Annotated in this window: 10 protein-coding genes and 1 pseudogene; 9 read left to right on the top strand and 2 right to left on the bottom strand. The window is 68.4% G+C overall.

What is annotated here, in order from left to right; genetic code table 11:
• The first annotated feature begins 143 nt into the window (after positions 1 to 143).
• From C1Y63_RS12845 to C1Y63_RS07230, 7 genes are all read left to right on the top strand, one after another.
• Positions 144 to 701: a hypothetical protein gene (locus C1Y63_RS12845; protein WP_199189083.1), complete on the top strand. Its 558-nt coding sequence runs from the start codon at positions 144 to 146 to the stop codon at positions 699 to 701.
• Between the two features lie 132 nt (positions 702 to 833).
• Positions 834 to 1895: an N-acetyl-gamma-glutamyl-phosphate reductase gene (gene argC, locus C1Y63_RS07255; RefSeq protein WP_106015807.1), complete on the top strand. Its 1062-nt coding sequence runs from the start codon at positions 834 to 836 to the stop codon at positions 1893 to 1895.
• Between the two features lie 281 nt (positions 1896 to 2176).
• A complete protein-coding gene (argJ, locus tag C1Y63_RS07250) occupies positions 2177 to 3406 on the top strand; it encodes a bifunctional glutamate N-acetyltransferase/amino-acid acetyltransferase ArgJ (protein WP_106015806.1) in 1230 nt (409 codons plus the stop codon).
• A gap of 54 nt (positions 3407 to 3460) precedes the next feature.
• A complete protein-coding gene (gene argB, locus C1Y63_RS07245; RefSeq protein WP_106015805.1) occupies positions 3461 to 4390 on the top strand; it encodes an acetylglutamate kinase in 930 nt (309 codons plus the stop codon).
• A 107-nt stretch (positions 4391 to 4497) separates the two neighbouring features.
• Positions 4498 to 5727: an acetylornithine transaminase gene (locus C1Y63_RS07240; protein ID WP_106015804.1), complete on the top strand. Its 1230-nt coding sequence runs from the start codon at positions 4498 to 4500 to the stop codon at positions 5725 to 5727.
• A 622-nt stretch (positions 5728 to 6349) separates the two neighbouring features.
• The gene (gene argF / locus C1Y63_RS07235) at positions 6350 to 7300 is read left to right on the top strand and encodes an ornithine carbamoyltransferase (RefSeq protein WP_106015803.1); all 951 of its coding nucleotides are present in this window, start codon (positions 6350 to 6352) and stop codon (positions 7298 to 7300) included.
• A complete protein-coding gene (locus tag C1Y63_RS07230; protein ID WP_106015802.1) occupies positions 7297 to 7782 on the top strand; it encodes an arginine repressor in 486 nt (161 codons plus the stop codon). Before argF ends, C1Y63_RS07230 begins: the two co-directional genes overlap by 4 nt.
• A 124-nt stretch (positions 7783 to 7906) precedes the next feature.
• On the opposite strand, the gene C1Y63_RS07225 is transcribed toward C1Y63_RS07230, so the two are convergent.
• Complete coding sequence (locus tag C1Y63_RS07225) at positions 7907 to 9133, bottom strand: multidrug effflux MFS transporter (protein WP_233195633.1); 1227 nt, start codon at positions 9131 to 9133, stop codon at positions 7907 to 7909.
• 503 nt (positions 9134 to 9636) lie between these two features.
• Between C1Y63_RS07225 and C1Y63_RS07220 the strand changes: the two genes are divergently transcribed.
• Together C1Y63_RS07220 and argH are read left to right on the top strand one after the other, a co-directional pair.
• Complete coding sequence (locus C1Y63_RS07220; protein ID WP_106015800.1) at positions 9637 to 10833, top strand: argininosuccinate synthase; 1197 nt, start codon at positions 9637 to 9639, stop codon at positions 10831 to 10833.
• Positions 10834 to 10963: 130 nt separating this feature from the next.
• Complete coding sequence (argH, locus tag C1Y63_RS07215; protein ID WP_106015799.1) at positions 10964 to 12403, top strand: argininosuccinate lyase; 1440 nt, start codon at positions 10964 to 10966, stop codon at positions 12401 to 12403.
• Between the two features lie 173 nt (positions 12404 to 12576).
• On the opposite strand, the pseudogene C1Y63_RS07210 reads toward argH, so the two are convergent.
• A pseudogene (locus C1Y63_RS07210) lies at positions 12577 to 13194 on the bottom strand (aminotransferase class I/II-fold pyridoxal phosphate-dependent enzyme); the annotation flags it as partial.
• Positions 13195 to 13296 lie beyond the last annotated feature (102 nt).

Genomic DNA, 13296 nt, shown 5'->3' with positions numbered 1-13296 from the left:
ATTTCTTTTCATTGTGGTGTCTTGCTAGCCTTAGCCACCACACCATCCGCCACAACAGTCACTCCCTCCTCATGTGTACCGTTTATCCTGCGGTATCTCTGGGATGGAGTGTGTGGCCGTCATCCGTGAAAGGACCCTTTCCCATGATCGCTTCGTTCCGCACCTCCCGCCGCCTCCGCTCTGGTGCCCTGGCCTCCGCGCTGCTGCTGACTGCAGGCACCCTGGTCGCCTGCGGTGGGGATGACTCTGCCGAGTCGCCCTCCACCAGCGCCTCGACCACGGCCTCCGCGGCGGAAGCTCCGACCTCCACCGCCGACGGTGAGACCGCTGCCGGTGGAAGTGGCTCGGCCGAGCCTGCTGCTGGCGAGAAGTCCTCCGGCGCCGGGGGTGGCCATCCCGCTGGCGGCGGGGGTGCCGCCGCGCCGGCCGGCGCTCCCGCCGGTGAGGCCAAGCCTGCCGACGGGGCGAAGCCGGCCGAGAACAAGCCGGCGGACAAGCCTGCCGAGGAAGCTAAGAAGGACGACGCCAAGCCGGCCGAGGAGGCGAAGAAGGAGGAGGCGAAGAAGGAAGACGCCAAGCCTGCGGAGAAGAAGGACGAGGCCAAGCCTGCCGAGGCCAAGCCCGAGGAGAACAAGGCTGACACCCAGCCGGCACCCGCTGAGGAGGCAAAGCCCGCAGAGGGGGAGAAGGCGGCGAACTAGCCACTACTTCTTTGTGGGGCTGGCGCGTGCCCGTGGTGGGGGTGGCTGCGGGTGTGCGCTGGTCGGGGGCGGAACTCTCGCGCACTGCTGCATAAATTGCAGTCGTGCGTATATTTGTTTATGATGGACGGCATGATTACAGCAAGCGTCGTAGGTGTCACCGGCTACGCAGGGGCAGAGATCCTGCGCCTCCTCGTCGGCCACCCCAGCTACGCCAGCGGCGAACTGACCCTCGGGGCGCTCGCCGCAGGCTCCTCTGCCGGCACCCTGCTCGGCGAACACCTTCCGCAGCTGCCGCAGCTCGCAGACAAGGTCGTGCAGGAAACCACCCCTGAGGTGCTCGCCGGCTCCGACGTCGTGTTCCTCGCGCTGCCGCACGGCCACTCCGCCCGCATCGCCCAGCAACTCGGCGACGACGTCATCGTCATTGACTGCGCCGCCGACTTCCGGCTCCGCAACAAAGCCGACTGGGACGCCTTCTACGGCGGCGACTACGCCGGCTCCGCGCCCTACGGCATCCCCGAGATGCCCGGCCATCGCGAAGAGCTCCAGGGGGCGCGCCGCATCGCGGTGCCCGGCTGCTTCCCGACCGGGGCGACACTTGCCGCCCTTCCCGCAGTCGCCGGGGGGCTCATCGTGCCCGAGCTCGCCGTCGTGTCGATCACCGGCACCTCCGGCGGGGGCAAGAAGGCCGCGGTGGGACTGCTCGGCGCGGAAACCATGGGCAACCTCAAGGCCTACAACACCGCCGGCAAGCACCGGCACAACCCGGAGATCGTCCAAAACCTCTCCGAATACACCGATGAGCCCGTCACCGTGAGCTTCACCCCGGTGCTGGCACCGCTGCCGCGCGGCATCCTCACCACGATCACCGCGCCGATCACACCCGGTCTCGCCTCCCTGCCCGCCGAGGAGGTCACCCGCGTGGCCCGCGCCGCCTACGCCTCCTTCTACGGCGAGGAGCCTTTCATCCACCTGCTGCCCGAGGGCGTGCAGCCGCAGACCCAGGCCGTGCAGGGCGCCAACACCTGCCACGTGCAGGTCGAATACGATGCTGCGGCCGGCCGATTGCTCATGACCTCCGCGATCGACAACCTCACCAAGGGCACCGCCGGCGCCGCCGTGCAGTGCATGAACCTCGCACTCGGCTGGGAGGAAACCGCAGGCCTCCCGCAGGTTGGGCTCGCCCCCTAAATTTCACGCGCGTCACACTCTCCCCGGTTGTGCCACACCAGCCCCGGGGTGCGCGCTAGGCTGTGTGTGAACTCGCCTGCGCCGCTGTCCGGCGCGGCGCCCGCGCACTGACAGTCTCTTCTTCTCGCTGTCCTCGTCTTCCCATCATTCCCGCAGGTCCCAGGATCGCCCCCGGGTGCCTGCGTGAACCATCCCGCGCATCCCTCCTCCCTGTGTCGTCCCCGCCGCCCTCCGGCTGGGCGGGGGAGAAGGGGGATGCAGGAAAGGTTGTGCTGAACTCTATGCACTCGTCCCACACTGACCCCGCCGCGTCGATTCACGTGGAGCTGCCCTCCGATCAGGCCGCCGGCCCGACCGCCCCGGCCGGCTTCCGCGCGGCAGCCGCCACCGCCGGGATTAAACCCTCCGGCAGGTCGGACATGGCGCTCGTCATCAACGACGGGCCCGACTATGACGCGGCCGCCGTGTTCACCCGCAACCGGGTGTTCGCCGCGCCGGTGAAGCTGAGCCGGGCTGCCGTGGCCGACGGAACGATCCGCGCGGTGCTGCTCAACTCCGGTAACGCCAATGCCTGCACCGGCCAGCTCGGGGAGGCGGACGCCCAGACCACGATCAACGCCACCGCCCTCGCGCTCGATTGCGCCCCGGAGGATGTGGCGGTGTGCTCCACGGGACTCATCGGCGACCGGCTGCCGCTGGTGAAGATGCTCGACGCCATCCCCGGGCTCATCGACAGCCTCGCGGATGACACCCAGGCGGGCCTGGACGCCGCCGAAGCGATCATGACGACCGACACCACCGTCAAGACCGTCGTCGCCCACGTCGGCGACGGTGCCTTCACCATCGGCGGCATGGGCAAGGGTGTGGGCATGATGGCCCCCAGCCTCGCCACCATGCTTGTCGTGCTCACCACCGATGCGAAGGCCAGCCCCGCCGCACTGCAGCAGGCATTGGAGCGCGCCAGCGCAGTTACCTTCAACACCCTCGACGTCGACGGCGCGACCTCCACCAACGACACCGTCATCATCCTGGCCAACGGCCGCAGCGGCTATACGCCGACCCAGGAGGAACTCAACTCCGGTGTCGCGGCCGCCTGCGACCGCTTGGCCGAACAAATGCAGGCAGACGCCGAAGGCGTGACCAAGCGCATCACCGTGACCGTCACCGGCACTGGGGACGACGACATGGCCGTCAACGCCGCCCGCACCGTCGCCCGCGACAACCTCTTCAAGTGCGCCATGTTCGGCTCCGACCCGAACTGGGGGCGCGTGCTCGCCGCTGTCGGCATGGCGGACGCGGACATGGATGCGGAGAACATCTCCGTCGCCTTCAACGGGCACACGGTGTGCCGCCACACCGCCGGCACCCCGGACGCCCGCACCGTCGATCTCTCCGGCATCGACATCCACGTGGAGATCGACCTGGGCACCGGTGGCCCCGGCCGCGGGTTCGTGCGCACCACCGACCTGTCGCACTCCTATGTCGAAATCAACAGCGCCTACTCCACCTAACACGCCCCGCCCCTTGACCTGCCCCTGCTTCGTCGTGACCGCGAAAAGGCCCCCATGGACCACCTGCTGAAAAACCTCTCCCCCGAAACCAAGGCCAACGTCCTGGCCGAAGCGCTGCCCTGGCTGCAGCACTACCGCGACAAAATCGTCGTGGTGAAATACGGCGGCAACGCCATGGTCGATGAGGACCTCAAGGCCGCCTTCGCCGCCGACATGGTGTTCCTCCGCACCGTCGGCGCGAAACCCGTCGTCGTGCACGGCGGCGGCCCCCAGATTTCCTCCATGCTGTCCCGCGTGGGGCTGGAAGGGGAATTCCTGGGCGGGTTCCGTGTCACCACCCCGGAGGTCATGGAGATCGTCCGGATGGTCCTGTTCGGCCAGGTCAACCGCGAACTCGTCGGCCTGATTAACTCCCACGGGCCGTATGCGGTCGGCACCAGTGGTGAGGACGCCGGGCTGTTCACTGCCCGCAAACGCCTCGTCGAGGTCGCAGGCGAACTCACTGACATCGGTCTCGTCGGCGATATCGCGCAGGTGGATGCCACGGCACTCATGGACCTCATTGATGCCGGCCGGATTCCCGTCGTGTCCACCATCGCCCCCGATGAGGAGGGCCAGGTGTACAACATCAACGCCGACACCGCCGCCGGTGCCCTGGCGGCCGCGATTGGGGCGGAACGCCTCCTCATCCTCACGAACGTCGAGGGCCTCTACACCGACTGGCCGAATAAGGACTCTTTGGTGTCGAAGATTTCGCCCACCGACCTCGAGGCCATCCTGCCCTCGCTGGACTCCGGCATGATCCCGAAGATGGAGTCCTGCCTGGCGGCCGTGCGGCAGGGGGTGCGCGCCGCCCACGTCATCGACGGCCGCATTGCCCACTCGGTGCTCCTCGAGCTGCTCACCGAGGGCGGTATCGGCACCATGGTGTACGACCCCGAAGACGACGGCGCCCTGGCTGCGCCGGAGTACCGCACCACCTAGCCGCACCCGCGCGGCGACACTGCTTCGCCGGCGGCGTGCCCCGCTGCGCCTGTGGGCGCGGCGCTGCCCATCCCCACTGGTTCTTTTTCACAGATTTGCGACACCCCATGACGACACCTGCAACCCCCACCGCTGCCGCCCTGGCCGATGCCGGACTCGCCTCCCGCTGGAGCCATTCCCTCATGGACAACTACGGCACCCCGCCGGTGGCCATCGTGCGCGGCCACGGCAGTACCCTCGTCGACGAGCAGGGGCGGGTGATGCTCGACATGCTCGCCGGCATTGCCGTGAACTCCCTGGGTTACGGCCATCCGGAGGTCGTGAAGGCCGTGAGCGAGCAGGTCGCGAACTTCGCACACACCTCCAATCTGTTTGCCACCGCCCCGGCGGTGATGGTGGCCGAAAAGCTCCGCCAGCGGCTGATCCCTCAGGACCCGGAGGCGCGGGCGGAGGTCAAGGTGTTTTTCTGCAACTCTGGTGCGGAGGCCAACGAGGCGGCCTTCAAGCTGGCGCGGCTGACCGGGCGGGGGAGGATCCTCGCCGCGGAGCACGGGTTCCACGGGCGCACCATGGGCAGCCTGGCGATGACGGGTCAGCCAGACAAGCGGGAACCTTTCGCCCCGCTGCCGGGTGGGGTCGAGTTCTACCCCTACGGTGATGCCGAGGCGCTGCGGGCGTTGGCGTTGCAGGCCCCAGGGGAGGTGGCTGCGATCATCCTGGAACCCATTCAGGGGGAGACCGGTGTCGTGCCGGCGCCCGAGGGCTTCCTGCGTGCGGTGCGGGAGTTGTGCGATGAGATCGGTGCGCTGATGATCGTCGACGAGGTGCAGACCGGCGCGGGGCGCACCGGCGAGTTTTTCGCCCACGCCCACGAAGGCGTGCTGCCGGACGTCGTCACGATGGCCAAGGGGCTGGGTGCCGGCCTGCCGATCGGCGCTGTGGTGGCCCGTGGTGAGGCGGCGCGGCTGTTTACTCCGGGCAGCCACGGCACCACCTTCGGCGGGAACCCCGTGGCCTGCGCGGCGGCGAACGTGGTGCTCGACCACCTGGATGAGGAGTGCCTCGCCGCGATCCGGCTCAAGGGGCAGCGCCTCGCCGCTGGCGTCTCCGCCCTGCCTGGGGTGGACCACGTGCGCGGCCGGGGCCTCATGCTGGGCGTCGTGCTGGAGCGCCCCATCGCCAAGCAGATCGTGGCCGCCGGCTATGACGCGGGCATCATCCTTAACGCGCCCAATGAGAGGGTGCTGCGGCTGACCCCGCCGCTGGTGATCTCCGCGCAGGAGATCGATGAGGCGATCCGTATCCTCGGCGAGCTCATCGCCGCCCACGCGGGCTAAGGGTGTCGCCGGCTCCGGCGTCGGAGCGTGCGGTCCCACGTGCCGTGAGTGGAGGCTCGCAGCCGGTGGTGGTGCCCTCGTCTGGGTGCCCCCACATGGGTGGGGTGGGGTTGCCTTCGCTTGGGCACCCCTCACACCTGGCTGTGATGTAGCACAAGTGCGTTAGCGGTGGTGGGGGTGCTGCGCGGGGTGCTGGTATGGTGGCGTGCCGCGAGGCGCGCTGCATATTTCTCACGTGGCGGGACGGCTATGAGCAGCACTAACGGGTGCTGGTACGGCGGTGGCGAGTGTGGGCGTGGCGGGGCTGTAGGGGTGCTGCCTGCGGTGATTAGGCACGCGCGTGGCGACACCCCCTGGGGTATCGCTGCTGTTCCACGCCGCGCAGACATCAGACCTTTTCTCGGGGTGATGGGGTAACGTGCAGGGCATCGCGGAGACATCCTGCTGGCAGGTTCGCTAAGCTTTGTATGTCTTAAACAGCGCTTGATTCCCACATTCACACCGCGCCCACTGTGGGTGCGGCGTGGGTGCGCACACTGTCGCCGCTGTGTCGGCACTCGTCTTTTTCTGATGCGTGCGTTTTCTCCGCCATGTCCACTTTTTCTCCCCAAGGATCCGCCTCATGAGTACTCTCCGGCACTTCCTCGCCGACGATGACCTGACCCCTGCGGAGCAAGCAGAGGTGTTGTCGTTGGCGGCCGAGCTGAAGGCCGCCCCGCTGTCCCGCCGCCCCCTCGAGGGCGGCCTGTCGGTGGCGGTGCTGTTCGACAAGACCTCCACCCGCACCCGATTCAGCTTCGATGCTGCGATCGCCCAGATGGGCGGCAATGCGATCGTCGCGGACACGGGCAAAACCCAGATGGGCAAGGGGGAGACCTACCAGGACACCGGCGCGGTGCTCAGCCGCTTCGTCGAGCTCATCGTGTGGCGCACCTACGCCCAGTCCAACCTGGAGGCCATGGCGGAGACCGCCACCGTGCCGATCGTCAACTCCTTGAGCGATGACCTGCACCCCTGCCAGATCCTGGCCGACCTGCAGACCTGTGTGGAAAACCTCTGCCCTGACCAAGGGCCCGCGGGGCTCAAGGGCCGCCGCGCGGTGTACCTCGGCGACGGCGACAACAACATGGCCAACTCCTACATGATTGGCTTCGCGACCGCCGGCATGGACATCACGATCTGCGCGCCGGCAGACTTCCAGCCGAAGCCGGAATTCGTCGCCCGGGCCCGCGCCCGCGCCGCAGAGACCGGGGCGACGGTCACCGTCACCGACGATGTGGCGGCCGTGGCTGGCGCGGACGTCGTCATCACCGACACGTGGGTGTCGATGGGGATGGAAAACGACGGCATCGACCGCCGCACCCCGTTCCTGCCGTACCAGGTCACCGAGGAGCTCATGGCGACGGCTGCGCCGGGGGCAATTTTCTTGCACTGCCTGCCCGCCTACCGGGGCAGTGAGGTCACCGCCGGGGTGATTGATGGCCCGCAGTCGCGGGTGTTTGACGAGGCAGAAAACCGCCTGCACGCCCAAAAGGCGCTCATGGTGTGGCTGCTGGAAAGGAACACGAAGTGAACGCGCCGCAGACTCGTGCCGCCCGGCACGCGCTCATCCTGCGCACCCTCGACCACCACGAGGTGACCAGCCAAAGCCAGCTCGCCGAGCTGCTGCTCACCCAGGGGTGTGCCACCACTCAGGCCACCCTGTCGCGTGACTTGGACGAGCTGGGTGTGGTGAAAACCCGCAACTCTCAGGGCAAGTCGACCTACACCGCGCCCGGCGCGGATGGCCCCCTGACCGATCACCTCGATGGCCCCCGGGAGAAGCTCATCCGCGTCCTCGAGGACATCCTGGTCTCCGTCGACCACAGCGCCAATATGGCGGTGCTGCGCACCCCGGCGGGTGCCGCCCAGTATTTGGCGAGCTTCATTGACCGAGCGGGCCTGCACGAGGTGGTGGGGTGTATCGCTGGCGACGACACGATCTTCGTGCTCGCCCGGGAGCCGCTCAGCGGCCGCCAGCTCGGCGAGTACTTCATGCGCCGCCTGCAGAGCTAAGGCCTCCGGGACGCGTCGCATACGACAACGCCCCGGCGCATCACCTCCCCACTGACATTGCTGTCGACGTGGGGGAGCGGATGTGCCGGGGCGTTTGCTTGTGTGTGGTGCCCGGGGTGGGGTGTTACTCGGTGGCGGCGCGCAGGCGAGCGCGGCCGGCGAGAACGGTGCCGCCCACGCCAATCGCGGCGCACACGAGCGCGCAGATGCCCATGGACAGGGCCTGGTTCTCGGCGATGACCGACAGGGGGCTGACGACGCCGGAGATGATGAACTGGACGCAGCCCATGACGGCGGCGGCGGACCCGGCGCGCGGGCCGGCGGCCGCGGTGCCCAGGGCCGTGGCGTTACCCAGGACGAAGCCCAGGCAGCTCACCATGACGAGCAGGGCGAAGGGCAGGACGAACAGGTGCGGGCCGGTGGCCGCATCGGCGGTGGCGACTGCGGCGGCCAGCACCATGACGACGCCGGCGTTGCGGAGCAGCACGTGCGGGTCGGCGCGGCCCACGAGCTTCGCGGACACGGCGGAGCCGACGACGATGCCCAGGGAGTTCACGGCGAAGACCACGGAGAACATCAGCGGGCTCAGGCCCAGCATGTTCTGGAACACGAAGGGGGAGGCGGAAATGTAGGAGAACATCGCACCCATGCCGAACGCGAAGGCAATGGTGTAGCCGGTGAACACGGGCAGCTTGAGCAGGCGCAGCATGCTGGCGACGGTGTGGCCCAGCGGCTCATCGATGCGCTTGTCGGTGGGCAGCGACTCCTTGACGAGGAAGAACGCGATGACGAGCTGGATGACGCCGAGGCCGGCGAGCACGCCGAACAGGCCACGCCAGCCGATCGGCTCCGCGAGCAGGCCGCCCGCCAGGGGCGCGATGACCGGGGCCAGGCCCTGGATCATCATCATCAGGGCGAAGGCCTTGGCGGCAGCCTTGCCGTGGGCGAGGTCGGCGACCACCGCACGGGAGACCACGACGCAGGCGCCGCCGCCGAGGCCGAGGGCGATGCGGGCCGCGATGAGCACGTGGATGCTGGGGGCCACAGCACACACGAAGGACGCCAGTGCGAACACCACCGCGCCGCCGAGGATGAGGCCGCGGCGACCAATGCGGTCGGCCAGGGGGCCGATGATCAACTGGCCGAAGGCCATGCCGAGCATGAAGCCAGTGAGCGTGAACTGCACCAGGGCGTCCGAGGCGTTGAGATCGCGGGCGATCGACGGCAGCGTCGGCAGGTACAGGTCAATGGCGAACGGGCCCGCTGCAGACAGCAGAGCCAGGGTGGCCAGCACTGCAGTCGTCAACTGCGGGGTGCTGGGAGTCTTCGAGGATGTCATGCGGTCTGTCACGCAGGTACCTTCAGTGACCTTTCCATGCGGGGATATCAATACAACAGGGCAGTGCACGAGCCCGCGCACCCCACCTGTGGGTGTGGGCGCGCGGGTTCGTGCGAACTTCGTGCACTGTAGAGGAAAAGGGCCCCTGTTCGTAAGTTGGGTGTCATGGCCCTCACCTCGACGGGTGTGGTGTGTGCGGCGTCGCAGCCGTTGGATGCGGCCCGCTGTAGGGTGTGTGGCCCGGTCGTCTGGGGGCTGCATACCGTCGCCCAAAATGCATAAATTGCGCTCGGTGGAATAATCCTTTAGGGTGGTGGGTGCTGTCAGGCCACCTCCCCCGCGCCCTCTACCTCGCGGGGGAGGAGCATGGCCAACACCCCACCTGCCCCCAAGTGTTGCTAAGCTCAGGGGCGAAAAATCCCCGCGCCCGCGGGGCAGCCCGGCACCGCGCCCCGCGCGCCGCCGGCGCACCACTTTGTCTAACCCCCACGCTTTTTCAGGAGCATCACTTCACTATGACCGCACGCGTCGTCCTCGCATACTCCGGTGGTCTCGACACCTCCGTCGCGATCCCCTACCTCGCCAAGATGACTGGCGGCGAAGTCATCGCCGTCTCCCTGGACCTGGGCCAGGGCGGCGAAGACATGGACAGCGTGCGTCAGCGCGCCCTGGACTGCGGCGCGGTCGAGTCCATCGTCATCGACGCCAAGGACGAGTTCGCTAACGAGTACTGCCTGCCCACCATCAAGGCCAACGGCATGTACATGAAGCAGTACCCGCTGGTCTCCGCGATCTCCCGCCCGCTCATCGTCAAGCACCTCGTGGAGGCCGCCCGCGAATTCGGCGGCACCCACGTCTCCCACGGCTGCACCGGTAAGGGCAACGACCAGGTCCGCTTCGAGGTGGGCTTCATGGACACCCACCCCGACCTGGAGATCATCGCCCCGGCCCGCGACTACGCCTGGACCCGCGACAAGGCCATCGCCTTCGCCGAGGAGATCAACCTCCCCATCGAGCAGTCGAAGAAGTCCCCGTTCTCCATCGACCAGAACGTGTGGGGCCGCGCCATTGAGACCGGCTTCCTCGAGGACCTGTGGAACCCGCCGACGAAGGACCTCTACGCCTACACCGAAGACCCGGACCTCGGCAACGCCCCCGACGAACTCATCATCTCCTTCGAGGCCGGCAAGCCGGTCGCCATCGACGGCCGCCCCGTCACCGTGCTGCAGGCCATCGAGGAACTCAACCGCCGCGGCGGTGCCCAGGGCGTCGGCCGCCTCGACATGGTGGAGGACCGCCTCGTCGGCATCAAGTCCCGCGAGGTCTACGAGGCCCCCGGCGCGATGGTGCTCATCGCCGCCCACCAGGCCCTCGAGGACGTCACCATGGAGCGTGAGCTCGCCCGCTACAAGCGCCTCATCGACGCCCGCTGGTCCGAGGAGGTCTACGACGGCCTCTGGTTCGCCCCGCTGAAGCGCTCCCTCGACGCCTTCATCGAGTCCACCCAGGAAAACGTCACCGGCGACATCCGCCTGGTGCTCCACGCCGGCCGCATCACCGTCAACGGCCGCCGCAGCGACAAGTCCCTCTACGACTTCAACCTGGCGACCTACGACACCGGCGACACCTTCGACCAGACCCTCGCCAAGGGCTTCGTGCAGCTGCACGGCCTGTCCTCCAAGATCGCCTGCAAGCGCGACCGCGAGGCCTAACCCGCCCACCGCGCACCACGCACACCCACGCGCACACGGGGCGTAGCAACCGCTGCGCCCCGCACGCACGTCCACCCCTCGCGCACCCGACGCGAGCCACCGTTTTCACGAAAGTACGTTGACCACAGTTATGCAGCACCACGGAACCAACGAAGGCGCCCTGTGGGGCGGCCGCTTCGCCGGCGGCCCCTCCGAGGCCATGTTCGCGCTCAGCGTGTCCACCCACTTCGACTGGGTGTTGGCCCCCTACGACATCCTGGCCTCCACCGCGCACGCCAAAGTGCTGCACAACGCCGGCCTGCTCTCCGACGAGGACCTGGCCACCATGCTGGCGGGCCTGAAGGAACTGGGGGAGAAGGTCGCCTCCGGCGAGTTCGGCCCCCTGCCCACCGATGAGGACGTGCACGGCGCGATGGAACGCGGCCTCATCGACATCGTCGGCCCCCAGGTCGGCGGGCGTCTGCGCGCCGGCCGCTCCCGGAACGACCAGGTCGCCACCCTGTTCCGCATGTGGGTGCGCGACGCGATCCGCGGCATCGCCGCAGAGGTCGCCGACCTCGTCGACGCACTCGTCGCGCAGGCGAAGGCCCACCCGGACGCCATCATGCCGGGCAAGACCCACTCCCAGGCCGCGCAGCCGGTGCTGCTCGCCCACCAGCTGCTCGCGCACGCGCAGCCGCTGCTGCGCGACATTGACCGCCTGCGGGACCTCGACCGCCGCCTGGCGGTGTCCCCCTACGGTGGCGGTGCGCTTGCCGGCTCCTCCCTCGCCCTCGACCCGGAGGCCATCGCCGCGGAACTCGGCTTCGATGCGGCCGCCGACAACTCCATCGACGGCACCTCCAGCCGCGACTTCGCCTCCGAGACCGCGTTCGTGCTCGCACAAATCGCGGTGGACATGTCCCGCCTGGCGGAGGAAATCATCTACTGGTGCACCCCCGAGTACGGCTACGTCACCCTCGACGACCGCTGGTCCACCGGCTCGTCGATCATGCCGCAGAAGAAGAACCCCGACGTCGCGGAACTCACCCGCGGTAAGACGGGCCGCCTCATCGGCAACCTGGCCGGCCTCATGGCCACGCTCAAGGCGCAGCCCCTGGCCTACAACCGCGACCTGCAGGAAGACAAGGAGCCCATCGTGGACTCCGTCAACCAGCTGGCGCTGCTGCTGCCGGCGCTCACCGGCCTGGTCTCCACCCTGACCTTCCACGAGGAGCGCCTGCGCGAGCTCGCGCCGGCAGGCTTCACCCTGGCGACCGACCTCGCCGAGTGGATGGTGCGCCAGGGCGTGCCCTTCCGCGAAGCCCACGAAGCCTCCGGGGCTTGCGTGCGCATCGCTGAGGCCCAGGGCAAGGCGTTGGAGGACCTGACTGACGAGGAACTCGCCTCCGTCGACCCGCGACTCACGCCCGCCGTGCGCGACGTGCTCACCATCGACGGTGCCGTCGCCTCCCGCGCGACCCGTGGTGGTACCGCCGGCGTGCGCGTCGCCGAGCAGCGCGAGCGCGTCGAAGCAGCCGCCCGCGCCGCCCACGAGTGGGCGACCACCCCGGTGCGCGGCAATGCCTAAAAACACCCGACAGGCGGGCGTACAAACAAGGTCCAAGCCTTGATATGTGCGTGAGCCTCGGGCCGCGGCTCACCCCGCAACGGCACACCCCGGTAGCCACTCACCCTCATGCCCGCACAGGGCGAAAGGGGAGCGGTTGCCGGGGTGATTGTCTATGTGCGGTCGGTGAGCCGTTAGTCGCCCGCAGCACTCGGCGCGAACGCGGCGCGGAGGCGACGGCAGCCCTCGGCCATGACGTCCGGGTCCTTGCAGAACGCAAACCGCACCAGCGTCCGGAAACGCTGCGCTTCCGGGCCGGACGCAAACGCGGACACCGGAATTGCCGCCACCCCAGCGTCGAGGAGCGGGCCAAAGCAGAACTCCTGGGCGTCCATCCCCGTGTGGGACACGTCGGCCACGAGGTAGTAGCCGCCCGCGGTCTCGCACACCGGGAACCCGCACTCCGTCAACGTTGCCCGCAGTGCGTCGTGGTTGCGCTCGAGGGTGCGCGCCAGCTGCGCCGTCCACGCCGCCTCGGTGGCCAGCGCGAGCGCGACGGCGGGCTGGACGTGGCTGACGCCGACGAAGCTTAAGAACTGTTTCGCGGTGAGGATCGCCGTAATCAGCGGGGCCGGGGCGAGCGCCCAGCCGGTCTTCCACCCGGTGGCGTTGAAACACTTCGCCGCGCTCGACACCGTGATCGTGCGCTCCCGCATGCCGGGTAGCGTCGCGATCGCTAGGTGCGTGTGGCCCGAGAACGCCAGCTTGTCGTACACCTCGTCCGAGAGCACCAGACAGTCGTGGGTGATGGCGAGTTCCGCGAGGAGCCCAAGGTCCCCTGAGTTTCACAATTTGGGTTAGTACGTTCCGAACAACTCCCGCTCGTAGTCCTGCCGCATCCGCTTCCGCTCATC

Source organism: Corynebacterium sp. 13CS0277, assembly GCF_002994655.1.
Lineage (GTDB): Bacteria > Actinomycetota > Actinomycetes > Mycobacteriales > Mycobacteriaceae > Corynebacterium.
The sequence above is the reverse complement of the archived record's forward strand: the minus strand, read 5'-3'. Positions and strand labels throughout refer to the sequence as shown.